Source organism: Massilia aerilata, from assembly GCF_042656905.1.
Lineage (GTDB): Bacteria > Pseudomonadota > Gammaproteobacteria > Burkholderiales > Burkholderiaceae_D > Telluria > Telluria aerilata.
On sequence record NZ_JBHSMZ010000004.1, the window covers coordinates 400,766 to 424,298 of the forward strand.

The following is a 23,533-nucleotide window of genomic DNA, read 5'->3' on the forward strand; positions in this document are numbered from 1 at the left end:
AAATGGCATTTACACCGGGCGCTGGCGCCGTCATCAGCTTCTCTGTCGAAGGTGCGCAGGCTTCGCAGCGCCAGATCGAAGGCGTTGGTGGTTCGTTCGGGCAGCTTACGACGGCTGCAAAAGGCTCCCTCAAGGAGCTGGCGGCGTTTGCCGGCTTCGGGCTGGGCATGAAGGCCATCGCTGAGCAAGTGCTCGGTGCCCAGCGTGATTTTGACAAGCTCAACGCATCATTGATTACCGCCACCGGCTCGACCGCGGAAGCGGCGCAAACGTTCAAGTCCCTCCAGGCCTTTGCATCCTCCACACCGTACAGCGTGGCGGAGGCCACCGAAGCATTCATCAAGATGAAGAATCTTGGCCTGGACCCCTCCGAGCGGGCATTACGGTCCTACGGCAACACCGCTTCCGCGATGGGCAAAGGACTCGACCAGATGATCGAGGCCGTCGCCGATGCTGCCACCGGGGAGTTCGAACGGCTGAAGGAATTCGGCATTACCGCGTCCCAGGCTGGCGACAAGGTGGCCCTCACGTTCAAAGGCACCACGATCACCGTCGGTAAAAATGCCGACGAGATCCAGGGTTTCCTCCAGAAGCTCGGGAACACAGACTTCGCCGGAGCTATGGCGCTGCGCGCCGCGACTCTGGACGGTGCGATCAGCAACCTGTCGGACAAGTGGAGCGCCTTTGTGCTTCAGCTCTCGCAGTCCGGAGTCGGAGATGCGGCAAAATTCGGCGTCGGTGTTCTGGCCGATAACCTGACCTTGCTAGCCGGCGCCGTGGCGACCGTCGCTACGGCAAAACTCGCCACCACGATCGATGGATGGGTGACGGCGACCCGTCGGCAGATTACCGAGACAGCCACGGCAAGGGCAGCGACTATTGCAGCAGCAGAGGCTGATGTTGCGAGCGCAACTGCCAAGACCACCCAGCTCACGGCGACTCAAGCCATGATCGTGGTTGCGCGCGAGGAGGCTGTGGCCAAACTCGCCAGCGCGAACACGAGCATTGCCGCGGCCGAGGCGTCCATTGCCGCAGCATCCGCTGCGGGAGCACAAAGCTTCGCGCTACGAACGGTTCGCCTGGCGACAGCTGAACTGCAGGTTGCTGAAGCGCAGCGCACGGCGATGCTGGCCGAACTGGCGGTTCTTGGGACTCAGCAGGCTTCCGTTTCCGCGAAGGTAACCGCGGCGCTGGCCGCCCAGACCGCCGCCCAGAACACGCTGACCGGTGCGACTGCAGCTGGCGGCGCTGCCGCTGGTCTGGCCTCGCGCGCCTTAACTCTCCTGGGCGGGCCGGTCGGCGCGATTATTACCGTTCTCGGCCTCGCCGCAACGGCATGGGTCTGGTACAAGCAAAAGCAGGACGAAGCGACGGCCGATGCTTCGCAGAACGTCGGGGAGATGACGGAGCAGATCGTCGGTGACCTGGAAAAGCAGAATCAGAAGCTGCGCGAACGAGTCGAGCTGTCCAGGCAGGCCGGCATGGGTCCAGTTGCTGCCCAGGGCGGAGAAGCAGTCGAACGCATGGCAGAACTGCTCAAGAAAATCAACGACCTGAAGGCACAGGGGGCCGCGCTATCGCCATCCGACGCTGTTGAGATGGTCACGTACCAAGGTGAATATGACGCGCTGAAAAAGGTCGTGGAGGTCGGCAAAGATCTGAAGACGACCCTCGACGCCAGCAGCAAGTCCGCGACCGATCTCCGAGAGAAAATGACCGGCGTAGGCGCGTCCTACGTTGCTGATCTGGCTGCGCTGAAAAGTGCGCTCGATGCCGGGCAAATCGCACAAGACGACTACGCCAAGGCGGTAAAGAAGCTGGCCGCAGACACGTTCAACGGATCGCAGGCGGGTAAGGATTACGCGAAGAGCCTGGACCTGACTAGCGCTGCCATTACCCACCAGGCTGAGGTGCAAACCCTGCTGAACCAGCGAAAGCAGGAGCATATCCAATTCCTGCGGAATACTGGTCAGATCGATGGCGAAACGGCAATCAAGCGCACGACGGCAGCACAGATTGAGTCGCTGGGGATAGAGAAAGCGGCACTCTCCCAGCAACTTGCGCTGGCAAGTCGAAAAACCGACAGCGAGAAGGAGCAGGCCGACTTGGCCGGCAAGGTCGCCGTCATCGGCACCAAGATCAATAACGCTCGAAAGAAAGAGGCAGAGGATCTCTTCCTGCTCGAGCAGCAGAACTATCGCCAGGCCGTTGGAAACTCGTCCGACCTGATCGAGAAAGAGCAAGCCGAGCTGGCCAGCCTCAGGCAGCAGACCCAAGCACAGATCGACCAGAACGAACAGATCGGCCTGACTACCAGGCAAGTTGCCGAGCTCACGGCCATGCGCCTGCAGGAAGCGGCTGCACGTAAGGACGCCGAGGCAATCATCGCAGAAGGCCTCGACCTGACAGGCGAACGCGCCCAGCGCATCCGTGACGAGGCCGCCGCGCTGCGTGAACGCGCTCAAGCGGTCACCGTCGGCGCCGTAAAGCAGGACCTCTACGAAAAGCCGTTGCAGGACCTGAACGCGATGGTCGACATCATGTCGTCGCTCGACCAGGCAGCGCAGTCGGCCGCGCAGGGCATGGCGCAGTCGTTCGGCACCATGGGCCAGGCCATCGGCGGCATGACCACGGCGCTGACCGGCTTCGAGCGCACCCAGGCAGCCATCGCGGCCCAGTTGGCGAACTCGCTGAGGGACGCCCACGGCGACCCGGTGAAGATCCAGCGCGCGAACCAGATGGCGACCGAGGCGTCGGCCCAAGCCCAAATCAAGAGCTACGGCGACATGGCCAGTGCCGCGAAAGGGTTCTTCAACGAGAACTCCAAAGGGTACGCAGTCCTCCAGGGCGTCGAGAAGGCCTACCGCGCCGCTGAGATGGTGATGGCCCTCGAGTCGATGACGAAGAAGATCCTTTTCAAGGAAACCGAAGTTGCCGCCAACACGACGTTGAACGCGACCAGGCTGACCGGCGAGGCGGCAGCTTCCGCGGCCTCCACTGGCTTGGCAGCTACCGAAGCCAGCGCCTGGGGCATTACGGCGGTCGTGAAAGCGATCGCCTCGATGCCGTTCCCGCTGAACCTCGCGGCCGGCGCCGCAACCCTGGCTGCAGTGGTCGGCATTGGCGCGAAGATTATGGGCAGCGTCGGCGGCAGTGGTGTCAGCCTGTCGCAGCAGCGCCAGAAGGCCCAGGGCGCCGGATCGATCCTCGGCGACAGCGACGCCAAGTCCGAGTCGATCAAGCGCGCGCTCGATGCGGTGGAGAAGAACACGTACCAGGGCCTGGCGATCAGCAACGGCATGCTCGCCACCCTGCGAAGCATCGATAGCAATATCGGCGCCTTCTCCAGCCATCTGGTAAGCAGCACGGATATTAGCAACCCGGACATCGCGCTGAAGAGTGGCGTCAGCGGCGCCAACATGGGCACCGTGGCGCTTACCGCTGCGGGCTTCGCTGCCGGATCGATGGTCTCGCTGATCGGCAGCGTCATGGGGCCAATCGGCGCGCTGGCCGGACTGGCGTTGAGCCGTATCCCGGCTGTGCAAAAGCTGATGACGTCGGTCTTCGGCGGCAAGCAAAGCGTCTCCGACTCCGGCTTCGGGATGGACGCCGCGAGCTTGGCCAGCATCATGGGCAACGGTGCGCATGCGTACCAGTACGCGGATATCACCACGTCTGGCGGCTGGTTCAGCAGCGACAAGCACAGCGAGCAGAGCAACCCGCTGGCCGACGCCGCCAACGCGCAGTTCACCGCGATCATCACCTCGCTGGCTGACAGCGTGAAGTCGGCCGGCAGCCTGCTGGGCCTGTCTGGGGACGATTTCACGGCGAAGCTCAACAGCTTCGTGGTCGACATCGGGCACGTCAGCCTGAAGGACCTCAAGGGCGACGAGTTGCAGAAGGCGGTGGAAGCGGTCTTCTCGAAGCTCGGCGACGACATGGCGCAGTATGCCGTCGGCGGCCTGCAGGAGCTCCAGCAGGTCGGCGAAGGCTACCTCGAAACCTTGTCGCGCGTGGCGACCGAATATCAGACCATCGACGTGGTATTCCAGTCCTTCGGCAAGACGTTCGGCGAAGTGGGTCTTGCATCGGTTGCCGCGCGCGACCGCCTCGTGCAGCTGGCCGGCGGGCTGGACAAGTTCACCAGCCAGGGTGAGTACTTCCTGACGAACTTCTTCAGCGAGCAGGAACAGGCCAACGCCCTGAAGGCGCGCGTGCAGCCGGTGCTGGACCAGTACGGTCTTCAAGCATCGGGCGAAGGTGCGATGCGTGCGCTGCGCGACTTCGTGGTCGGTCTGGACACGACGACCGAGGCTGGCGCGCAGGCGTACACCACCCTGATGCAGTATGCGCCGGCAATCAAGCAGATCGCCGACGCGGGGCAGAAGGTCTACGACGAGCGAAAGGACCTGCAAGACCAACTGGACGAACTGACCATGTCGTCGGCCCAGCTGCTGGCCAAACAGCGTGACGCACTGGAGGTTAGCAACAGGTCGCTGTTCGATCAGATCCAAGCAACGAAGGCAGCGAAAGATGCTGAGGATGCCAGAACAACGGCACTGCAGCGCGCAGCGGACGAGCGCAAGGGTCTGCAAGACCAGTACGACGAAGCAACCATGTCGTCGGTCCAGCTTCTGGCCAAGCAGCGTGATGCACTCGACGAGAGCAACCGCTCGTTGTTCGACCAGGTGCAGGCCGTCAAGGCTCAGGCAGCAGCCATCGATGCAGTCAAAGCCAACGCCGCGACCCTGCTTGGTGGCGTCAACGATGCATTCTCCGTGCTTCAAAAGGTAACGGCGCGCGAGAAGACGGCAATCCAAGCCTCGGTCGACACGCATACCGCAGCCTTCAACAAGCTGCAGTCGCTGTCCCAGGCGCTGCACGGCACGCTCGATTCGCTCCAGTCGCCAGAGCAGAAGCTGTATGCACGGGCGGCAGCGCAAGCCGAGATCCGCGCCGACCTGGCTATCACGAAGGCAGGCGGCTCGCTGTCGGATGCGCAAGTCGAATCGCTCAAGAAAGCACTGGGATCGGTCACGCAGGATGCATCGGGGCAGTTCAGCTCGTACGCCGACTACATGCGGGACCTGCTCCAGACGCAGAACGATATCTCGAAGCTTGGGGATATCACCGACGATTCCCTGTCGGTCGAGCAGAAGTCGCTCGATGCCCTGAACGACCAGCTCAAGCGCCTGGACGACATCGTCGCCAACGGTCAAGCGCAGATCGACGCGCTGAACGGCCAGTCAATTGCAACGCTGTCCCTGGCGCAGGCGATGAGCGCTTTCAAGTCGTCGATCGGTGCCGCGCAAGCCAATCCGGTCGTTGCCGGCACGTCGACCATCGCGGGCTACTACCAGGAGCTGTTCGACCGCGCCCCGGATCAGGCGGGCCTGAAGTACTGGCAGGACATTCTGGCAACGGGGGCCTCGCTCAGCAACATCAAGGCCGCCATGATGGGGTCGGATGAGTACAAGACGCTGCACCCGTTCGCGGTCGGCACGAACTTTGTGCCGCGGGACATGCCGGCGTATTTGCACGCAGGCGAGGCTGTCATTCCGGCAGCGGATAACCGGTTGCTGTTCTCGGTGCTATCGCGCGCGGCCAACCCTCAAGGCAATAACGAAGTGCTGGCTGCCGCAGTAGATCGGCTGACGGCAACTGTAGCGAAGCAGCAGGTGGTAATCGAGCGGCAAGAGGCGGCTTTGCAGTCTATCGCCAAGAGCTCTCTCAACACCGAGGGCCACCTTGACGCCGCGATCAACGGCGAAAAGCCCCTTGCAACGAAGGTCATCAAAGAGGAAGTCACCGCATGATTATTGTTGACCCCGTAACCCTGGGCGACGTGGCCTGCACACGCGCGTCGCCCAAGTGGGTATATGACCGAACCGGCACGCTGCTACAGGTGCCGGCTAATACCCTGGCGGTGACGTATGACCCGGGTGATTTGACGAAGGCGCCGTATGCGCTGGTGGAGGGGGTGGCGACGAACACGCTCAAGTACAGCGAGCGGTTTGCGACCGTGTGGTCGACCGACCCGAATGCCGGCGTCGCAACGGAAAATTTCGCCCTGGCGCCGGATGGGCAAATGTCGGCAAACCTGATCGCCGCACAGCTGAATGGCGTATCAACGGTTTGCGGCTACCGATACCAGTCCCAAGTGCTGACTGCGGGCGACTGGACGCTCTCGGTATTCGTCGGCAAGCTTGCAGCATCGCCTTACGTGCTCTTGCAGCTCGCCACCGGGTTTAGGGTGTGCATCAACCTCGACACCCGTGAATATTTTGCCGTTGCCTTACCGGCCGGAACAATTACATGTGAATTTCTCGAAGAAGCGGCCGGACTCGTTCGCATCGCAATTTCGGGCACGCTCCCCGCAGGAAACGCAGTCACCATGATCGGCCTGGGCAGCTCTACAGGGCAGCTTATCCTTGCGCCTGCGTACGCTGTCGGCGAGGGTCATCTGTTTTGGGGAGCGCAGCTTGAGCAAGGCCGCAAGGCCACCAGTTACATTCCGACAACCGCAGCGGCCGCCACTCGCGCTGCTGACATCATCGCTCCTGGTGCTGGCCTGGTGTATTCCAACGTTCCGATCACCGAGGCGCCGTACAGCGCTGGCACGGCCTACGCGAAGGATGCGCTGGTTTATGACCCGGCGACCTACCTGACCTATCAGTCGGTCATCGCAGGCAACGTAGGGCATGCGCTCACCGAAACAGCTTCGTGGCTGCCGCTCGGCACTGTGGTGAACCGCAAGAAGATGCTGGACCAGTACAACAACACCCAGACCACAAATCCCGATGAGATCCTGATGGTGCTGTCGCCGCAAGCGATTAGCCAGGGGCTATACCTCGGCAACCTGAGCGTCGACGAGGCGCGAATCAGCGTGGTCGACCAGGTCGAAGGGCTGGTGTACGGCGAAACGACGACCTTGATCGAGTCGAATTCCGGAAGCTCATTCTTCAATTGGTGCTTCAAGCGCATCAAGCGCAGGGACTATTTCTTGACGTTGAAGATGCCCGTCTACGCCAATGCCCTGGTGACCATCAGCCTGCGCAAAATCGGCGGCGTAGCCAAGTGCGGCATGTGCGCGATTGGCCCGATCGATGAGTTCGGCCCGACACTCATGGGGCTGTCCACCGAAGGCAAGGACTACTCGAGCACTACGTTCAACTTCGACGGTACGAGCAGCACGGTTATCCGGCCCTACGCCAAGCGCATGACTTGCGACGTCATGGTCGACAACGACCAGATCGACTACCTGGAGGCGCGTCTGTTCGAAGTGCGGCAAAAGCCAATTGTCTGGGTGGGCGGCCCGTACGGTAGCACTGCGGTCTACGGCCGCTACGAAAGCTTCAAGAACGTCATCCAGTACGCAACCAGGTCACTTATGAATCTCACCATCGGAGGGGCTGTTTAATGGCAGGCATCACCACATTCCTCGACGCCTCGCAGCTTCCGGGGCGCTCGCAGGATCAGCAGACGTTTGACAATGCCATGGCCTACGTCATGCAGAACTTTCCAAAGTGGGGCAGTGAGATCAACGCCACGCTCGCGGCGCTCAATGCACTGCAGGCCGGCGGTGTCTATGCAATGCCGTACAAGTTCAGCACGACGACCACGGACGGCGATCCGGGCGCCGGATTCCTGCGCCTGGACAACGCCACCCAAAACGCTGCCGCCACTCTGCGACTCGATCTCGCAGGTATGGATACGGTCGACTACACGGGGCTGATCGACACGTTCGACGCATCGACCAGCGCGGTCAAGGGGCAGATCCGGATTGCCAAGCAGTCCGATCCCTCCAAGTTCCTCGACTTCAACGTAACTGCGCGCGCGGCGCCGAGCGGCTACCGAAACATCTCTGTGTCGCCGATTGCCTCGACATCGGCAAGTCCGTTTGCGAACAACGAGCCGGTGATGCTGTTCTTCCAGCGTACTGGCGACAAGGGCACTGCTGGCGACCTGATCGCCCCGACTATCTACGTGCGCGAAGAATACGCGAGTGGCGTGAACGCGCCGGCCTATACGAGCGGGCAGGCTCGGGCGCTGAATACTGTCGCAGTCAACACCATCGCCGGCGCATCGCTGAGCGGGGGCGTCATCATGCTTCCGCCTGGCACTTACGACTTCGACGGAAACGCGTGGTCGGGGGCTTCATCCCACCGCGTGTACGTGCGCAACATCACCGACGGCACCATCGTGTCAGTCGGCACGACCGAGTCGACTAGTGGCCGCTCATTCGTGCGAGGGTTCCGGCTGACCTGGGCATCCGGAAACAAGCAGTTTTCGTTGGTGCAGGCTGCCGGCACGACATCGAGTGGCGGCTTCGCCCTCAACGCTGGCCAAAACGAGCTGTACTCTGAACTCGCATTTAGAAAGGTAGCCTGATGGACGCTATTCGATACGTCACGTTTGACACCACCGGTGCCTTGACCGGCTGCTACCTGCAAGCGCCGCCCGAGGAACACGCCGGCTGCATGATCGTCGTTGCCGAGGAGCTGGCCGTCACCTGGGCCTCCTATCACGCCAACGAAGCGCGCGACGGCATCGAATTGGCGCCGCCAGCACCGCCGGCGCCCGCCAAAGTCCCGCAGCAAGTCACCATGCGCCAGGCCCGGCTTGCACTGCTCGGCGACGGCAAACTCTCGCTGGTCGACGCGGCGATTGACTCGCTGGACAGCCCAGAGAGGGAAACGGCTCGCATCGAGTGGGACTATTCGAGCACCGTCCTGCGAGACCGGCCCCTGGTCGTCTTGCTGGGTCAGGAGCTTGGCCTGGACGAAGAAGCACTCGACCAGTTGTTCATCACTGCAGCGGGCCTGTGATGCGCGGCGGCTTCGTTACAGTCCGCCTCACCAGCCGCTGGCCCTACAACCCGCTCAGTCTCGCGATCGGGATCGCCGCCGGCTCGCGCCAGTTTAGCCACGCCATCGCCATCATTGGCGACCGCGCTTATGAGGCTTCGATGACGCACGGCTGCCGCGCCGGCACCATCGAAGAGCTGATGGAAGGCGTGGCGATTTACCGCGACATGCCGGTATGGGTTCCGGATGTCGACGCAGCGCGCGCATTCGCCGAGGCCCAGGTGGGAAAGGGGTACGACTGGCCCGGCGCCGTCGGCATTCCGTTCACCTATTCGGAAGACTGGTCAGACGACAGCTGCTGGTGGTGCTCTGACCTGGCGTTTGCCATCGTTCTCGCCGGCGGTGTGCGCCTGTTCGACCCTGGCGTGATGAAGCGCGCGCGCCCGATCGACCTGCATATGGCCGATTATCGCAAGGGGCCGATTCAGCGCTGGCTGCAGCCGCCAGCCCCGCCTGGTGCGGCGTTGCCGGGCGCCGTCTAACGTCGGAAATCTGTCCCACTTTTCCGAGAATTGAGACAGGGAAATCCTCATGATGTGGCCATACCCACCACAACAGGGAATTTGGAAATATGAACCAATTATGGCAGCACGAAGCGGAACGAATGGGCGGGATGCCACTCGTGGCGCTACTCACTGAGTTGCGCGACAATCAGCTGGAGATGCGCGCCGACGTCGAGCAGCTTTCGCAGAAGGTAGGCGGCCTGCAGGCGGCGAATGAGCGTCTCCTTTCCGGCTTCCCTGCCGACGATGTCGACGGGCATCGCCGCTATCACCAGTCGGTGATCGAGCGGCGTGAGCTGGTCAACAAGATGCTGCGCGAGACGCTGGTGAATGTAGCCAAGACCGGCACGCTGGGAGCCCTCGGCTGGCTGCTGCTCGCGGCGTGGAAATACTTTCAGATCTCGGTGATGCGATGATGGCCCAGCGTAAAAGCGTTGACCAGATGATCGACGACCTGATCGGCAGGGAAGGGAGCTACACCTTCAACATCAACGATGCAGGTGGCGAGACCATGTGGGGCATCACTGCGGCGACGGCCCGCCGGAATGGCTACACGGGCGCGATGTCGATGATGCCCCGTGCGACCGCTGCAACCATCTATCGCAACGAGTACTTAGTCAAGCCCGGATTCGACCAGGTGCACGCCGTTTCGCCGCGGATCGCCGAAGAGATGTTCGACACAGGAGTCAATCAAGGCGCCAGCCTGCCTGGCGCATGGCTGCAGCGCATCCTGAATGCGCTGAACCGTCAGGGGAAAGACTACGCGGACATCGGCGTAGATGGCCGGATTGGCGCGGCCACAATCGCTGCCCTGCGCGCCTGCCTGGCCAAGCGTGGTGCCGACGGCGAAACCGTAATTCTTCGCGCTCTCAACTGCCAGCAGGGCGTGCGCTACCTGGACATCACCGAGGCCAGGCCGCAAAACGAGGACTTCTATTTTGGCTGGCTGCTCAACCGCGTGGAGATTGCATAATGTGGCAGACCCTTATTCCTATTCTCGGCAACGTGCTCGACAAGCTGTTCCCGGATCCCAAAGCTGCTGCCGACGCCAAGCTGGAAGTGATGCGCCTTGCACAGACCGGTGAGCTGGCCCAACTGAATGCCGACCTGCAGATGGCTCAAGGCCAGATGGAAATCAACAAGGTCGAAGCCGCCAGCACCTCGCTGTTCGTGGCAGGCTGGCGCCCGGCGATCGGCTGGGTGTGCGGCGCCGCCTTTGCCTTCAAGTTCATTCTGGGGCCATCCGCAGTGGTGCTGATGGCGATGGCTGGCCGCCCGATTACCCTTCCTGTGTTCGACTTTACCGAGATGAGCACGATCCTGATGGGCATGCTTGGGCTCGGCGCTCTGCGAACCGTCGAGAAGGTCAAGGGCGCTGCCTAAACGAAATATACCTGCCTGGCGATTTGTCACTTCGCTGGCACTCGCCGCCGCTCCGGATTAGCCAGTACCCGGCAAATAAGCGCAAACCCGGCGCCGCGCTTTTCCAGGAATCGTGCCGCGGCGCGTACGCCCGTCTTCTTGGCCAGCGTCAGGGCCAGTTCGACGTCGGCGGACAAGCGAGAGTTCGGGCGATCGGTAGTCATCCGGCTATTCTCCCTACGCTGCTGACGCAGAGCTTGCGCTACCTCAAGCGCTATACTGATCGGCATGTATGCAAAAGTGAAACGGCTGCGGAACCGCGGCCAGCGCCTGACGGATCAGGAAATAGCCAACGCTATCCCGGCCGAGGGCGTCCTGGTGATGTCCGGCCAGCAGTGGAACCTGGAGCGCGTCATAGCGCTGCGCAACCCGAACGACCACGTCAGCGAGCCATTGATCCCGATCCTATGCGACGTCCGGCTGATGGGTCTTCAGAACGGGAAGATGATGCTATGGGGTGTCGAGCGGCCTGAAGGCGAAAAGGGGCCGGAGTACATCCAAGAATGGTCGGTGCTGGTAGTACCTCGATGATCGAATGATAGCGTAGCTTTTGGCGTAACTTCAGCTTTCCTTTGCCATTCCCTATAGCGGGAAATACCCATGCATCATCGGCGTGACTTTTTCGGCGGAGGCAAGCGCCTTGGCCGCGGCGGCGTTGATTTCGTGTGGGACGTTCATGGCTTTTAGTCGAAGCCCGGCAGGGGGCCGGGCTTGGGTTGCCATTTTACCGCGTTAGGGCTGGGGTTCGGTAGTTTGAGGAAGCAAGCGTTGTGGCCCAGAAGTGGACGGGCAATTTGGCGATGCATCGGCATGCACCGGAAGCCCGGTCGTCGGTTTTCGACGCCACTCCGCCATCAATAAAACGCGCATCGCCAGCGCTTTGTCGATACGCGAACGCATCCCAGGGTCTGTCGCGCGGATTCAAGCCAAGTGAAATGCATTCATGCCAGACTAACCCGCCACGTGCTGGGCGCCTCGGGCGCGGGCTTGGCTTTACGCTAAAAAGCCGTCGCTTCGTCAAAGCCGTTGTCGGATGGTAAATATAGTATTAATATAATTTTATTAAACTTTTGACACCAAGAGCAGGATGCCAGCAGCCAGCGATGTTGGAGCGCGCGCGATGAGCGAAGCACTCGCTTACCATACCGTCGTTCATGCCCTGGAAGCAAAAGCAGGGTGGAGCGCCGACCGCCGCTTCGCCGCGGCCGTGGCGCATGCGGTGGACGGCCATATCGCATACAAGCGCTATCACGCTGCGGGACGCGAGCGCGCGCGCGAGGGCATCGGCGAAGAGGGCATCAAGCGCCTGGTGCGAGATTTTCTGGAGACGGATATCAATCCGGCCATGGTGTTTTTGGCAAACGTGAATCGCGTCGAAAGCGCGCTTCGCGGCTACAACGTTTACAACGCGAGCGCGAACATCGCTGTGCGAACGAATGTGGCGCTTGGCGATTCAAGCAAGCGAGGCGTGAAGCGATTCACTGCGGAGCGCGATTTGCTCACGCGCGCCGACGATCCGGGCCCGTGCAGGACCGCAACGCTGACCGTCATATCGACGGTGCTCGAACATGTTCAGAGCGGTGGCGCTTGCCTGTCCCGCCCAACTTCGGTGTCGCACCTGGCTGAAATCCTGGGGCGCGGCTACGGTGTCGGCGCCGACGTCGCCAGAGCGATCGAAGACGATTGGCTGGCGCCGCTTTCGCTTTTGCCGCAAAAGCTTGGCTGCCACAAGCGCACCCTGGAGCGCAGTCTTCGGGAAGTCGACCTGACGGCGCAGGCGCTGCGCCGGGCCGACCGCATGATGCGGGTCGCGGCGGGCCTGTTCGCGGGAGATAGCCTCACCAGCATCGCGGCCGACTGCGGATTTTCCGATACCGCGCACATGAGCCGCTCGTTCCGGGCAGCTTGCGGCATGACCCCGCGAATGCTTGTCGAGATCGCTCGGGACGACACGGCGTTGGATGGCGCTACGCCTCGCCTGCCATATCGGCGCCCTCATGCGGGCATGCGTCCGCCATCGAACTTCGACCAACTGTAAGCGCCAGATTGGTGTTGTCCCGGCGCGTCGCCGGTCACGCCATGTCGCGCCGATTCAATTCTTTTTCGTCAACTTTCGCTAATTTCTCATCCATGCCGCGACGTCTTCGTGCCTGAGGCGCTGCGCGGTTCTACAGGGCGGCGTCATCGCCGCAATCATGGGAGAGATCAATGGGATTGTTGGCAGGCGTTTTTGTGGTTTGGGGACTGATCGTTTCAGTGTTCGCGCCGTTTGCCCCCGGTGGATTGGCAAAGCTGACGGTCTTTGCCATCGGGTGGGCTCCCACCTCAGCTTTGGTCTGGTTCGCGATGGAGCGATCGAAGCGGCGCCAGGAGGCGCATAAAAAGATGCTCGACGACGTCGGCGTCGCGCCGGGTAGCGGCTTCGATCACAGCGAAGACAGCACCGGCATCGCCATCAATCGCGATCAGCGAATCGTCGGTGTGCTCAAGGGCGGAACCTATCGCACGTATGGCTACGAGAAGCTTCGGGAATGGGCGATCCGCGACGAGCGGGCAGGAAGGGTGACACCGGCCTTCGGCGTCGCCAATGGTGTTATGGCGGCGGGGGCGAATGCGCGGATGGAAAGGGATGCGCGCGCCAATACCGGCCTTTTTCTAACGTTTCGCGATCTCGACTCTCCCACGTGGCGCGTCGCAATGAAGGATTCAGCGACTCGCGAGCGGTGGATGGAGTTGCTGCGGCAGGAAGTCAATGAAGGTGGCGCCGCTGCTTAATTTAGCCCAATCGTCAAGGAACGAATATGAATCGAGCACATTGCGTGGCCATGTTGGTCGCGATGATCGGCAGCGTGGCATTGTCAGGCTGTGGCGAGTCTGCGCCAACCGACAAGAACGTGCAGGATGCGATGGCGAGACAGTTGGAGCGCTTGATGGGAAAAGAGGCTATCGAGAGCCAGAAAGAGGAGCTCGCAAAAATTAAAGTGCTCAGATGCGTGAAGGCGGAGCTGGGTGGGTTTAATTGCGAAATCGACAGCCCCGTTGGAGGCCGATCCACCGGCCGATTCAAGAAAGAGGGCGACGGCTGGATGTTTGTCGGGAATGGTGGTTGAGACATGAGCGAAACGATCAATTCGCTGATATAGACCAGTCCCCCCAACGAAGCCGTCCAAGCAAAAAATCCGGCGTCCGTCCTGGACGCCGCCCCTAACCAAATTCAAAGACACCTCATGGCGCTCGACATCAAAATTTACAGCGGCGTGGCGAAAAATTGGAACGCCGCCCACTTTGGCACCCATGTCGCCTATTCCCTGATCGAGTTCGAGGGCGGCAAGAAGATCGGTGAAATGCGCGCGACCGAAAGGCTCAACGACGTGCTCGAGCCCGCGCTGCGCAGCGGCCAAGCATTGAAATTGCACGTCGCCATGCCGGTAGAGGGTTCAATCCTAACGCTCATCGCGTTCGAGCAGGCGGACGGTGTGACTTTCGCTGAAGACGTCCCACCGCTTCCCGCAATGCTCGCGCTCGCCCCACGCTTGGCCCTCATCTTCGGCATTCTGCTGCTTCCCGCGTTCGGGCTCGGCATCCTGTTGTTGGGCGCATGGTCGAGCATGCGAAGCCGCATCCGTCCGCTCATCGAGCTGCGCGAATACGTCCAACGATTGCCGCGAGCGACACTCGTCAAGTCGTAGCGAACGCCGCTCGTCCTTGCCGCTCGCGTCCCTTGCTTCATCCTTGACAAGCCCGCCGCCACTCCTGCTTCGCCAGCACCCGCAAGGCCGTCGCCAGATCGACGTGTTGATGCTCCAGCGCCTGCGCCGCCGCGTGGACGCTGCGCGCTCGCAGCGCATCGCGGATTTTTTCGGCGGTGTCGTGGTCGGTGCGGCGCTCGCCGAGGGCGCCGGTGCGCGGGTTGCGGTCAAGGCCGTGGTCGTCGATCCATTGGTAGCTCATGTCAACCTCCGTTATTGAAATGTCATGATCTCGCCTTGCCGGCTTGGCAACTTAGCGAACGTCAACAGTGCGGGGGGATGGTGAGCAACAAAGTCCTGGCCGGCAATGCCGGCGCAGGACCGAGGAAGAGAAGTGAGGGAAGTTTGATTCAGGCGGCAGCCGGCAGGTCTTCATCTGCTTGTCGCCGCTTCTTGCCCCGGTCGTCGTTTTTGCCAGCCAGCACGCGCAGCGCCACATCGACGTCGACTTGCAGGTGATCCATTGCCATCGCCGCCGCCTGGACGCTGTCGGCCCGCAGGGCGTCGCCGATGTCGCTGGCCGTGCGCGCATCGATGCGCCTTTCGAAATTGCGCTTGCCGGGGGTAAGACGGGGGACTTGCAGCATGCTGATGCGCAGGTAAGTCATGTTTGCCTCCTAGGTGGTGTGGGTAGAGGCAATGATCCCGCATTTGCGATCAGGAAATTTTAGTTGGCATCAAGAATGTTATGAAAGTCTGGCGTGGGTCAGCACCAGCCAGGCCACCGTGATCACCACCATGCCGGTCAGGGTCACGCAGGTCCAGGTAAAGAACCAGGCCGACAGCAGGCCGGCCTGCAGCACCTTCTCGAACAGCACGCCGAGCGCGAAGTCGAAGGCGGTCAGGAAGGACCAGCGGCGCAGGTAGACCGGCAGGTAGCGGCTCATCTTGCGGTTGTGCTGGAAGGCGGCGTGGCGCTCGATACGGTCTCTGGCGGCGCTGACGTCGCGGAACAGCCAGTCGAAGAAGAGGAAGCGGTAGAGCAGGGAGCGGAAGGGGAGTTCCGGGGCTTCTTCGCTTGTTTGCTTGTCAATGCTCATGATCTCACCGCCGGCGATGTCGTGATCTTCCATGGTAAGGCATGTGATGGATGGGGCTTGTGCGGTGGTTAACTGAATTGAGAGGCGTGGGTGGTGCTCGTGCAACTTGGATTCTCGCCTTCGCGGGAATGACGGTTCATGGGCCAACAAAAGAAAACGGGCGCCGCCTGGCGCCCGTCTTGCGATCACCTCAAGCCGATCAAGCCTTCGCCTCCGCCACCCGCCTGGCAATATGCGCCAGCGCCTCATCGACCTGGTCGATCAGGATCAGCGACAGGTCGCCCGGCTGCAGACGCGCCAGCGCGCGGTCGATGGCGACGAATTCGCCCTTGATCTCCTCGACGTGGCTGGTGCGCGGTGCGTCCTTCAGGCCTTCGCGCAGCAGGGCCACGACTTCCCCTTCGGAGCGGCCGCGCTGGCACTGGTCTTCGTAGAGCAGCACGTCGTCGAAGGCCTTGCCCAGGATGCGCGTCTGGTCGCGGATGTCTTCGTCGCGGCGGTCGCCGGCGCCGCTGATCAGCACCGAGCGGCGCTTGGCCGGCATGGCTTCCACGGCTTGCGTCAGGGCCTGGATCGCGTCCGGGTTGTGGCCGTAGTCGGCGATCACGGTCGCGCCCTTGTAGTCGAACACGTTGAAGCGGCCCGGCGCATTGTCGCTTTCGCCCACGAAGGTCTTCAGGCCGGTGCGGATCGTGCTCCAGGCTATGCCGACGGCCCAGGCCGCGGCCACCGAGGCCATCACGTTCTCGACCTGGAAGCCGATCACGCCGCCGCGGGTGATCGGCACTTCCTTCAAATCGATTCTCTCTTCCTGCTTGCCCAGCGCCGCGACGATGTGGCCGTTCTCGACGTAGACGATGCGGCGGCCCTGCGCGCGGTGCTTCTGCATGATCGGCAGCGAGCAGTCCAGCGCGAAGTAGGTGACGTCGCCGCGGGTGTTCTCGGCCATGGCGGCGACGATCGGATCGGCCGCGTTCAGCACCGCCATGCCGCCCGGCGCCACGTTCTGCACGATCACGCGCTTGAGGACGGCCAGGTCTTCCAGCGTGGTGATGTAGTTCAGGCCGAGGTGGTCGCCGGCGCCGATGTTGGTCACCACCGCCACCTGGCAGCGGTCGAAGGCCAGGCCTTCGCGCAGCATGCCGCCGCGCGCGGTCTCGAACACGGCGGCGTCGACGTCCGGGTGCAGCAGCACGTTGCGCGCGCTGCGCGGACCGCTGCAGTCGCCGCTGTCGATGCGGCGTCCCTGGATGTAGACGCCGTCGGTATTCGTCATGCCGGTGCGCAGGCCGGAGGTCGCCAGCAGGTGGGCGATCACGCGCACGGTGGTGGTCTTGCCGTTGGTGCCGGTCACGGCCACCACCGGGATGCGGCCGTCGTCGCCGGGCGCGTACAGGGTGTCCATGATCGCTTCACCGACCGCGCGGCCCTTGCCGAAGGACGGCGAAATGTGCATGCGCAGGCCCGGCGCCGCATTGACTTCGACGATGCCGCCGCCCTGTTCTTCGATGGGTTTCAGCACGCTGTCGCAGACCAGGTCGACGCCGCAGATGTCGAGGCCGACCATGTGCGCGGCGGCGATGGCGCGTGCGGCCACTTCCGGATGCACGTCGTCCGTCACGTCGGTGGCCGAGCCGCCGGTCGAGAGGTTGGCATTGTTGCGCAGGGTGACGCGCTGGCCTTTGGGCGGTACGGATTCGGCGTCGTAGCCTTGCTTCGCCAGCGAGGCGAGGGCGATGTCGTCGAAACGGATCTTGGTGAGGGAGGTAGCATGGCCGCTGCCGCGGCGCGGGTCCTGGTTGACGGTGTCGACCAGCTGGCGCACCGTGTGCACGCCGTCGCCGACCACGTGCGGCGGGTCGCGGCGGGCCGCGGCGATCAGGCGGTTGCCGATCACCAGCAGGCGGTAGTCGTGGCCCGGCAGGTATTTTTCGACCAGGATGTCGTCGCGGAATTCGGACGCGGCATGGAAGCCGGCGGTGAGCTGTTCGCGGGTGTTGACGTTGACGGTCACGCCCTTGCCCTGGTTGCCGTCCTTCGGCTTGATCACGACCGGCAGGCCGATCTCCTGGGCCGCGGCCCAGGCATCATCGGGGTCCACCGCGACGCGGCCCAGCGGCACCGGCACGCCGGCGGCATCGAGCAGCTTCTTGGTCAGTTCCTTGTCCTGGGCGATGGTCTCGGCGATGGCGCCGGTGGCGTCGATCTCGGCGGCCTGGATGCGGCGCTGGCGGCTGCCCCAGCCGAACTGCACGAGGCTGCCCTCGGTCAGGCGGCGGAAGGGAATGCCGCGCGCCACGCCGGCGTACACGATCGAGCCGGTCGATGGGCCGAGGCGCACGTCTTCATCGAGTTCGCGCAGCTGGTGCAGGGCGCCATCGAGGTCGAACGGCTGGTCGGCGCGCGCGGCCTGGACCAGCTGCTCGGCCAGGGTCAGGGCCAGGCGGCCGACGTCTTCTTCGCTGTACTCGACCACGACCTGGTAGATGCCGCGTTCGATGGTGGCGGTGGTGCGGCTGAAGGTGACCGGGCAGCCGGCTTGCGCCTGCAGGGCCAGGGCCGCCATTTCCAGCACCTGGGCCAGCGGGATGGTGTCGTCATGGCCCATCGGCTGCAACTGGCCGATCTGCGGGAACAGGGCGCGCAGGCGCGCTTCGAAACCGGCCAGCTCCCGGATCGACTCTTCTTCCGGCGAGCAGGAGACGATCGCTTCGACCGAGGTGTGGTGGCTCCAGAGGTTGGGACCGCGCAGGGCCCGGACGCGAGATACTTCCATATGAATCGATCCTAGTATTTTTAAATGTCGGCCTTCTGGGCGGCCGCGTCGAAGGTGCGCAGGCCGGCGCAGACAAGGTCGGTCGGCACGTCCAGCGCCCAGCTGGCGGCGGCGGCGGCAAGGACCGCTTCCGGTTCGCGCGCCGTGGCCGGCTTCAGCTTGGCCAGGCCCAGCAGCGGCGCTTCCTCGAGGCCCTGGGCCAGCACGATGTGCTGGTCGCGCAGGAAGGCCACACGGCCGCCGGCGGCGCGGTGCTGCTTGAGGACTGCATTGTTCTCGTCCAGCGCGTAGAAGATCACGGCGCCGTCGGACAGTTCGGCCAGCTTCACGACCTGCAGGTCGGCGGCGTTCAGCACCGCCGCGCCTTCGGACAGGACCACGTCGACCTGGCTGCGGACCACGTTGAACAGGGCGTCCTCGTCGCGCACGTACAGGTCTTCCACGTCGCTGACTGCACCCATGCCGGTCACCACGCCCACCAGGCAGCGGTCGTAGGGCAGGCCCTCGGTCAGGATCGCGCGCGCATGCGATTCGAACACGGCGGCCTGCACGTTGCGGTTGATGAGCAGGCGCTGGGCGGCGTCGAAGCGGGTGCAGTCGGCCGCCGTCACCTTGCGGCCATCCAGGTACAGGCCGTGGCGGTTGGCCACGCCGGTGGATTTGCCCGACAGGCGCAGCACGGTGGACACCAGGCGCGAGACCAGGGCGGCGTCGCGCTGGCCGGTCACGCCGACGATCGGGATGCGGCCGGACGTGTCACCGTCCGAGAACAGGTGCTCGACGATGGCCTTGCCGACTTCGCGCGGCTGGCCGGTGGCCGGCTTGATGTGGGCCAGCAGGCCCGGGCTGGAATTGACTTCGATGATGGCGCCGCGCTGTTCTTCCAGCGGACGCGAGATGTCTTCGCACACCAGGTCGATGCCGGCGATGTCCAGGCCGACCACGCGCGCGGCCAGCGCCGCCACGTAGGCCACGTCCGGATGCACCTCGTCGGTGACGTCGTCGGCGACGTTGCCGTTCGGCTGGATCAGCACCTTCTGGCCGGCTTGCGGAATCGAAGCCGGAGTGAGGCCCTGGCGCTGCAAATCGAGCTTGATCTCGTCGTCGTCCGGGGTGACCAGGCCGAGCGGGTGTTCTTCGCTGAGGCCGCGGCGCGGGTCGGTATTGATCTGGCTGTCGCACAGCTGGACCACGGTCGACTTGCCGTCGCCCGTCACGAACAGCGATTCGCCCTTGGCGGCGGCGACCACTTTCGAGCCGACCACCAGCAGGCGGTGCTCGTTGCCCGGCACGTAGCGTTCGACCAGCACGGCGCTGGAATCGCCGGCTTCGGCGGCGATCGCATAGGCGGCCTTCACGTCGGCTTCGTTCATCAGGTTCAGGGTCACGCCGCGGCCATGGTTGCCGTCGACCGGCTTGATCACCACCGGCAGGCCGATGTCCTCGGCCTCATCCCAGGCGGCGTCCGCGCTGCGCACCACCGCGCCTTCCGGCACCGGCACGCCGCAGGAGGCCAGCAGGGTCTTGGTCAGGTCCTTGTCGCTGGCGATGCTTTCGCCGATCGCGCTGGTGCGGTCGGTTTCGGCGGTCCAGATGCGGCGCTGCGCCGCACCGTGGCCGAGCTGCACCAGGTTGCCTTCGGTCAGGCGGATCGAGGGGATGCGGCGCTCGGTGGCGGCATCGACGATGTTGGCGGTGGACGGGCCCAGGCAGTAGCGGTCGACCAGTTCGGTCAGCTGCGCGACCGTGGCCTTCATGTCGAAGGCGGTGTCGTTGATGGCGGACGTCAAGAGCGCGTGGCCGGCCTGCAGCGCCGCGCGGCCGACGACTTCGTCGCGCGTGCGGAAGGCCATCTTGTAGATGCCGCGGTCGCTGGTCGAGCGGGTCTTGCCGAAGCCGGTCTTCATGCCGGCCATGTTCTGCAGTTCGAGGACGACGTGTTCGAGGATGTGGCCGGCCCAGGTGCCGTCGCGCAGGCGTTCCAGGAAGCCGCCGCGCTCGCCGACGCCGCAGCGGTGTTCGATCAGTCCCGGCAGCCAGGCGGTCAAGCGCTCGTTGAAGCCGGGGAGGGTATTCGAAGGACATTCTTCGAGTTCGCCGATGTCGAGCCAGGTCTCGATGACGGGGCGGTAAGTCCAGATGTTCGGTCCACGCAGGTGGGTTACACGAAGAATCTTAATGTCTTTCTTGTTTGTCATGAAAAATATCTTGCCCCGCGGTGACCGCTCTCTCACCACGCGGCGTTGCCTTATGTTTGTGCCGAATTGCTGCAGCGCACATGTTGTATACTTGCCGAAACGAAGCTTACCGTGCTGAACCGAATTCTGCCAGTCTCGCCCCCGCCGATAGAATACCGTACGCCTGTCAACCGGCGTGCCCTGCTCAGCGTTCCATGCTTTTGGCGCACTCGAATTCCTGATAGCACATGACGACTCAACAACTAGTTCCTTCCGCACCGCTGGCTGCCGCCAGTTTCCTGCCCGAGCAATGGCAGGCGGACGTCCAGAAAAAGCTTGCGCCAGGGGAAAACGTTTTAAGCGCCCTCGAGGTTGACCTCGACGCGAAATTACGTTTCACCAAAGGGATACTGGTTGTAACAAACATCCGTTTACTCACGCTCAGCCCCGGCGAAAAACACTGGCGCGACTGGCCTTACCGCGCCGGACTGGCAATGCGCCATTACGACCACGCCGGCGTCGGCCACATCGAACTGGTCGACGCCAACGGCCTGCTGGCAGCCTGGCGCTTCACCCTCGGCCAGAACCTCCAGGCGATCCGCCTGGTCGACCAGTTCCACGACCAGGTCCAGAGCTACCTGACCGGCGTCGCCGTCCAGCCGCCCGAGCAGCACACCTGCCCGAGCTGCAAGGCGCCGCTCGAAGCCGACCAGGAAGACTGCCCGATCTGCACCAAGGTACTGCACACCCCGCCGTCCACCTGGACCCTGTTCCGTTTGTGGCGCTTCGCCAAGCCCTATCAAGGACAGCTGTTCCTCGGATTCTTGCTGATGTTGGCCAGCACCGGCGCACACATGATTCCGCCCTACCTGACCATGCCGCTGATGGACAACGTCCTGATCCCGTATCAGAACGGCCAGAAGATCGACACCGCGCTGGTGTACATGTACATGGGCGGCCTGCTGGCCTCGGCCGTCCTGGCCTGGGCGCTGGGCTGGGGCCGCACCTACGTGCTGGCGCTGGTGTCGGAACGGATGGGCGCGGACATGCGCTCGGAAACCTACGAGCACCTGCTGCGCCTGTCGCTGGAATTCTTCGGCGGCAAGCGTACCGGCGACCTGATGAGCCGCATCGGCAGCGGCTCGGACCGCATCTGCGTGTTCCTGTCGCTGCACCTGCTGGACTTCCTGTCCGACGTCCTGATGATCATCATGACCGGCGCAATCCTGTTCAGCCTGAACCCCAAGCTGGCCCTGATCACCCTGGCGCCGCTGCCTTTCATCGCCTGGATGATCCACGTCGTGCGCGACAAGCTGCGCACCGGCTTCGAAAAGATCGACCGCGTGTGGGGCGAGGTCACCAACGTGCTGGCCGACACCATTCCAGGCATCCGCGTGGTGAAAGCCTTTGCCCAGGAAAAGCGCGAAGCCGCCCGCTTCCGCGATGCGAACAAGCACAACCTGGCCGTCAACGATAAATTGAACAAGGTGTGGTCGCTGTTCTCGCCGACCGTCTCCTTCCTGACCGAACTGGGCCTGCTGGTCATCTGGTGCTTCGGCATCTGGCAGGTGAGCAAGGGCGAACTCACGGTCGGCACCCTGTCCGCCTTCATCGCCTACAGCGGCCGCTTCTACGTGCGCCTGGATTCGATGAGCCGCATCGTCTCGGTCACGCAAAAATCGGCCTCGGCCGCCAAGCGCATCTTCGACATCCTCGACCATGTGTCGAGCGTGCCGGATCCGGTCAATCCGATCAAACTCGACAAGGTCCAGGGCAACATCGAGCTGCGCGAAGTCGGCTTCCGCTACGGCAACCGCGCGGTCAACCGCGGGGTCTCGCTGAATATCAGGGCGGGCGAAATGGTCGGCCTGGTCGGCCACTCCGGCTCCGGCAAGTCGACGCTGGTGAACCTGATCTGCCGCTTCTACGACGTGGCCGAGGGCGCCATTCTCCTGGATGGCAAGGACATCCGCTCGTTCGCGGTGGCCGATTACCGCCGCCACATCGGCCTGGTGCTGCAGGAGCCCTTCCTGTTCTTCGGCACGATCGCCGAAAACATCGCCTACGGCAAGCCGGATGCGACCCGCGAAGACATCATCGCCGCCGCCCGCGCCGCCCACGCCCACGAATTCATCCTGCGCCTGCCGCAGGGCTACGACTCGATGGTCGGCGAGCGCGGCCAGGGCCTGTCCGGCGGCGAGCGCCAGCGCATCTCGATCGCGCGCGCCCTGCTGATCGACCCGCCGATCCTGATCCTCGATGAGGCGACGTCCTCGGTGGACTCGGAAACCGAGAAGGAAATCCAGAAGGCGCTCGACAACCTGGTGCAGGGCCGCACCACGATCGCCATCGCGCACCGCCTGTCGACGCTGCACCGCGCCGACCGCCTGGTCGTGCTGGACCGCGGCGTGGTGGTGGAAGAGGGCAACCACGACCAACTGATGGCCGCCGAAGGCGCCTACTACCGCCTGTACGAAGCGCAGGCGCGCAACGTCGACGAAGGCCCGGACGACGAAGGCAAGGAAGACTGATGATGACTTTTGATTTACGCCGCAATGCGTTCGGCAAGCTGGTGCTGACCAATGCCGAGGGCGAAGAATTCGTCGGCGTCGCGCCGGTGCGCTCCTTTCCGGTCCAGGCGCCGAGCCGCGGCATCTCGCTGGTGCGCGAAGGCGGCAAGGAAGTGGCCTGGATCGATGACCTGGCCGACGTGTCCCCCGAAGTGCGCGCGCTGGTGACCGAGGAACTGGATGGCCGCGAGTTCATGCCGGAGATCCAGTCGATCAAGGGCGTGTCGAGCTTTGCGACGCCTACGACCTGGCGGGTCAAGACGGACCGTGGCGACACCGAGTTCGTGCTGAAGGGGGAAGAGGATATCCGCCGTCTGGGGGCTTATTCCTTGCTGATCGCCGACAGCCATGGGATTCACTTCCTGATTCGCGATATGTTTGCGATCGATAAGGGGAGCCGGAAGATCCTCGACCGCTTCCTGTAGCGCC

At 63.3% G+C, this 23,533-nt stretch carries 21 protein-coding genes; 15 read left to right on the top strand and 6 right to left on the bottom strand.

Annotated features, from left to right (window positions below; genetic code table 11):
- Positions 1 to 2 precede the first annotated feature (2 nt).
- The 8 genes from ACFPO9_RS06695 to ACFPO9_RS06730 all read left to right on the top strand — a co-directional run bounded on the left by ACFPO9_RS06695 (position 3) and on the right by ACFPO9_RS06730 (position 10,753).
- Positions 3 to 5,816 carry a DUF4214 domain-containing protein gene (locus ACFPO9_RS06695; RefSeq protein ID WP_379768700.1) on the top strand — a complete coding sequence of 1,938 codons (5,814 nt, stop codon included), beginning with the start codon at positions 3 to 5 and terminating at the stop codon, positions 5,814 to 5,816.
- The gene (locus ACFPO9_RS06700; RefSeq protein WP_379768702.1) at positions 5,813 to 7,420 is read left to right on the top strand and encodes a phage head spike fiber domain-containing protein; all 1,608 of its coding nucleotides are present in this window, start codon (positions 5,813 to 5,815) and stop codon (positions 7,418 to 7,420) included. Before ACFPO9_RS06695 ends, ACFPO9_RS06700 begins: the two co-directional genes overlap by 4 nt.
- Positions 7,420 to 8,391 carry a hypothetical protein gene (locus ACFPO9_RS06705; RefSeq protein ID WP_379768704.1) on the top strand — a complete coding sequence of 324 codons (972 nt, stop codon included), beginning with the start codon at positions 7,420 to 7,422 and terminating at the stop codon, positions 8,389 to 8,391. The genes ACFPO9_RS06700 and ACFPO9_RS06705 overlap by 1 nt, the downstream gene beginning before the upstream one ends.
- On the top strand, positions 8,391 to 8,828 hold the full coding sequence (locus ACFPO9_RS06710; RefSeq protein WP_379768706.1) for a hypothetical protein: 438 nt from the start codon (positions 8,391 to 8,393) through the stop codon (positions 8,826 to 8,828). The genes ACFPO9_RS06705 and ACFPO9_RS06710 overlap by 1 nt, the downstream gene beginning before the upstream one ends.
- The gene (locus ACFPO9_RS06715; protein WP_379768708.1) at positions 8,828 to 9,349 is read left to right on the top strand and encodes a hypothetical protein; all 522 of its coding nucleotides are present in this window, start codon (positions 8,828 to 8,830) and stop codon (positions 9,347 to 9,349) included. The genes ACFPO9_RS06710 and ACFPO9_RS06715 overlap by 1 nt, the downstream gene beginning before the upstream one ends.
- 89 nt (positions 9,350 to 9,438) lie before the next feature.
- Positions 9,439 to 9,786, top strand: coding sequence for a hypothetical protein (locus ACFPO9_RS06720; RefSeq protein WP_379768710.1), 348 nt, complete (start codon positions 9,439 to 9,441; stop codon positions 9,784 to 9,786).
- The gene (locus ACFPO9_RS06725) at positions 9,783 to 10,343 is read left to right on the top strand and encodes a glycoside hydrolase family 108 protein (protein ID WP_379768712.1); all 561 of its coding nucleotides are present in this window, start codon (positions 9,783 to 9,785) and stop codon (positions 10,341 to 10,343) included. Before ACFPO9_RS06720 ends, ACFPO9_RS06725 begins: the two co-directional genes overlap by 4 nt.
- Positions 10,343 to 10,753: a holin family protein gene (locus ACFPO9_RS06730; RefSeq protein WP_379768714.1), complete on the top strand. Its 411-nt coding sequence runs from the start codon at positions 10,343 to 10,345 to the stop codon at positions 10,751 to 10,753. Before ACFPO9_RS06725 ends, ACFPO9_RS06730 begins: the two co-directional genes overlap by 1 nt.
- 26 nt (positions 10,754 to 10,779) lie before the next feature.
- Here the strand turns inward: ACFPO9_RS06730 and ACFPO9_RS06735 are convergent, their stop codons facing one another.
- Positions 10,780 to 10,956, bottom strand: coding sequence for a hypothetical protein (locus tag ACFPO9_RS06735; RefSeq protein ID WP_379768716.1), 177 nt, complete (start codon positions 10,954 to 10,956; stop codon positions 10,780 to 10,782).
- A gap of 64 nt (positions 10,957 to 11,020) precedes the next feature.
- On the opposite strand from ACFPO9_RS06735, the gene ACFPO9_RS06740 reads away from it, so the two are divergent.
- The 5 genes from ACFPO9_RS06740 (at position 11,021) to ACFPO9_RS06760 (ending at position 14,481) form a co-directional block, all read left to right on the top strand.
- Positions 11,021 to 11,323: a hypothetical protein gene (locus ACFPO9_RS06740; RefSeq protein ID WP_379768718.1), complete on the top strand. Its 303-nt coding sequence runs from the start codon at positions 11,021 to 11,023 to the stop codon at positions 11,321 to 11,323.
- 589 nt (positions 11,324 to 11,912) lie between these two features.
- Entirely contained in the window at positions 11,913 to 12,830 is a 918-nt protein-coding gene (locus ACFPO9_RS06745; RefSeq protein WP_379768720.1) for a helix-turn-helix domain-containing protein, read from the top strand.
- Positions 12,831 to 13,000: 170 nt separating this feature from the next.
- Positions 13,001 to 13,567 carry a DUF4755 domain-containing protein gene (locus tag ACFPO9_RS06750; protein WP_379768722.1) on the top strand — a complete coding sequence of 189 codons (567 nt, stop codon included), beginning with the start codon at positions 13,001 to 13,003 and terminating at the stop codon, positions 13,565 to 13,567.
- Between the two features lie 26 nt (positions 13,568 to 13,593).
- On the top strand, positions 13,594 to 13,902 hold the full coding sequence (locus ACFPO9_RS06755) for a hypothetical protein (RefSeq protein WP_379768724.1): 309 nt from the start codon (positions 13,594 to 13,596) through the stop codon (positions 13,900 to 13,902).
- 117 nt (positions 13,903 to 14,019) lie between these two features.
- Positions 14,020 to 14,481: a hypothetical protein gene (locus ACFPO9_RS06760; RefSeq protein ID WP_379768726.1), complete on the top strand. Its 462-nt coding sequence runs from the start codon at positions 14,020 to 14,022 to the stop codon at positions 14,479 to 14,481.
- Positions 14,482 to 14,518: 37 nt separating this feature from the next.
- Here the strand turns inward: ACFPO9_RS06760 and ACFPO9_RS06765 are convergent, their stop codons facing one another.
- The 5 genes from ACFPO9_RS06765 to ACFPO9_RS06785 all read right to left on the bottom strand — a co-directional run bounded on the left by ACFPO9_RS06765 (position 14,519) and on the right by ACFPO9_RS06785 (position 20,555).
- Complete coding sequence (locus ACFPO9_RS06765; RefSeq protein WP_379768728.1) at positions 14,519 to 14,743, bottom strand: hypothetical protein; 225 nt, start codon at positions 14,741 to 14,743, stop codon at positions 14,519 to 14,521.
- A gap of 148 nt (positions 14,744 to 14,891) precedes the next feature.
- Entirely contained in the window at positions 14,892 to 15,149 is a 258-nt protein-coding gene (locus ACFPO9_RS06770; protein WP_379768730.1) for a hypothetical protein, read from the bottom strand.
- A gap of 78 nt (positions 15,150 to 15,227) precedes the next feature.
- Complete coding sequence (locus ACFPO9_RS06775; RefSeq protein WP_379768732.1) at positions 15,228 to 15,581, bottom strand: hypothetical protein; 354 nt, start codon at positions 15,579 to 15,581, stop codon at positions 15,228 to 15,230.
- A gap of 199 nt (positions 15,582 to 15,780) precedes the next feature.
- A complete protein-coding gene (gene cphA / locus ACFPO9_RS06780; protein ID WP_379768734.1) occupies positions 15,781 to 18,357 on the bottom strand; it encodes a cyanophycin synthetase in 2,577 nt (858 codons plus the stop codon).
- Between the two features lie 20 nt (positions 18,358 to 18,377).
- The gene (locus tag ACFPO9_RS06785; RefSeq protein WP_379768736.1) at positions 18,378 to 20,555 is read right to left on the bottom strand and encodes a cyanophycin synthetase; all 2,178 of its coding nucleotides are present in this window, start codon (positions 20,553 to 20,555) and stop codon (positions 18,378 to 18,380) included.
- Positions 20,556 to 20,782: 227 nt separating this feature from the next.
- On the opposite strand from ACFPO9_RS06785, the gene ACFPO9_RS06790 reads away from it, so the two are divergent.
- Positions 20,783 to 23,065 (top strand): cyanophycin metabolism-associated ABC transporter, encoded by a 2,283-nt coding sequence (locus ACFPO9_RS06790; protein ID WP_379768738.1) that lies wholly within the window; start codon positions 20,783 to 20,785, stop codon positions 23,063 to 23,065.
- A complete protein-coding gene (locus ACFPO9_RS06795) occupies positions 23,065 to 23,529 on the top strand; it encodes a cyanophycin metabolism-associated DUF1854 family protein (protein ID WP_379768740.1) in 465 nt (154 codons plus the stop codon). The genes ACFPO9_RS06790 and ACFPO9_RS06795 overlap by 1 nt, the downstream gene beginning before the upstream one ends.
- Positions 23,530 to 23,533: the final 4 nt, after the last annotated feature.

Excerpts from the sequence above, each read along its gene's own strand:
- ACFPO9_RS06755 (WP_379768724.1), top strand. The coding sequence starts at position 13,594 with ATGAATCGAGCACATTGCGTGGCCATGTTGGTCGCGATGATCGGCAGC.
- ACFPO9_RS06730 (WP_379768714.1), top strand. The coding sequence starts at position 10,343 with ATGTGGCAGACCCTTATTCCTATTCTCGGCAACGTGCTCGACAAGCTG.
- ACFPO9_RS06765 (WP_379768728.1), bottom strand. The coding sequence starts at position 14,743 with ATGAGCTACCAATGGATCGACGACCACGGCCTTGACCGCAACCCGCGC.
- ACFPO9_RS06775 (WP_379768732.1), bottom strand. The coding sequence starts at position 15,581 with ATGAGCATTGACAAGCAAACAAGCGAAGAAGCCCCGGAACTCCCCTTC.
- ACFPO9_RS06745 (WP_379768720.1), top strand. The coding sequence starts at position 11,913 with ATGAGCGAAGCACTCGCTTACCATACCGTCGTTCATGCCCTGGAAGCA.
- ACFPO9_RS06720 (WP_379768710.1), top strand. The coding sequence starts at position 9,439 with ATGAACCAATTATGGCAGCACGAAGCGGAACGAATGGGCGGGATGCCA.
- ACFPO9_RS06700 (WP_379768702.1), top strand. The coding sequence starts at position 5,813 with ATGATTATTGTTGACCCCGTAACCCTGGGCGACGTGGCCTGCACACGC.
- cphA (WP_379768734.1), bottom strand. The coding sequence starts at position 18,357 with ATGGAAGTATCTCGCGTCCGGGCCCTGCGCGGTCCCAACCTCTGGAGC.
- ACFPO9_RS06795 (WP_379768740.1), top strand. The coding sequence starts at position 23,065 with ATGATGACTTTTGATTTACGCCGCAATGCGTTCGGCAAGCTGGTGCTG.
- ACFPO9_RS06790 (WP_379768738.1), top strand. The coding sequence starts at position 20,783 with ATGACGACTCAACAACTAGTTCCTTCCGCACCGCTGGCTGCCGCCAGT.
- ACFPO9_RS06770 (WP_379768730.1), bottom strand. The coding sequence starts at position 15,149 with ATGACTTACCTGCGCATCAGCATGCTGCAAGTCCCCCGTCTTACCCCC.
- ACFPO9_RS06785 (WP_379768736.1), bottom strand. The coding sequence starts at position 20,555 with ATGACAAACAAGAAAGACATTAAGATTCTTCGTGTAACCCACCTGCGT.
- ACFPO9_RS06695 (WP_379768700.1), top strand. The coding sequence starts at position 3 with ATGGCATTTACACCGGGCGCTGGCGCCGTCATCAGCTTCTCTGTCGAA.
- ACFPO9_RS06760 (WP_379768726.1), top strand. The coding sequence starts at position 14,020 with ATGGCGCTCGACATCAAAATTTACAGCGGCGTGGCGAAAAATTGGAAC.
- ACFPO9_RS06705 (WP_379768704.1), top strand. The coding sequence starts at position 7,420 with ATGGCAGGCATCACCACATTCCTCGACGCCTCGCAGCTTCCGGGGCGC.
- ACFPO9_RS06715 (WP_379768708.1), top strand. The coding sequence starts at position 8,828 with ATGCGCGGCGGCTTCGTTACAGTCCGCCTCACCAGCCGCTGGCCCTAC.
- ACFPO9_RS06750 (WP_379768722.1), top strand. The coding sequence starts at position 13,001 with ATGGGATTGTTGGCAGGCGTTTTTGTGGTTTGGGGACTGATCGTTTCA.
- ACFPO9_RS06725 (WP_379768712.1), top strand. The coding sequence starts at position 9,783 with ATGATGGCCCAGCGTAAAAGCGTTGACCAGATGATCGACGACCTGATC.
- ACFPO9_RS06735 (WP_379768716.1), bottom strand. The coding sequence starts at position 10,956 with ATGACTACCGATCGCCCGAACTCTCGCTTGTCCGCCGACGTCGAACTG.
- ACFPO9_RS06710 (WP_379768706.1), top strand. The coding sequence starts at position 8,391 with ATGGACGCTATTCGATACGTCACGTTTGACACCACCGGTGCCTTGACC.
- ACFPO9_RS06740 (WP_379768718.1), top strand. The coding sequence starts at position 11,021 with ATGTATGCAAAAGTGAAACGGCTGCGGAACCGCGGCCAGCGCCTGACG.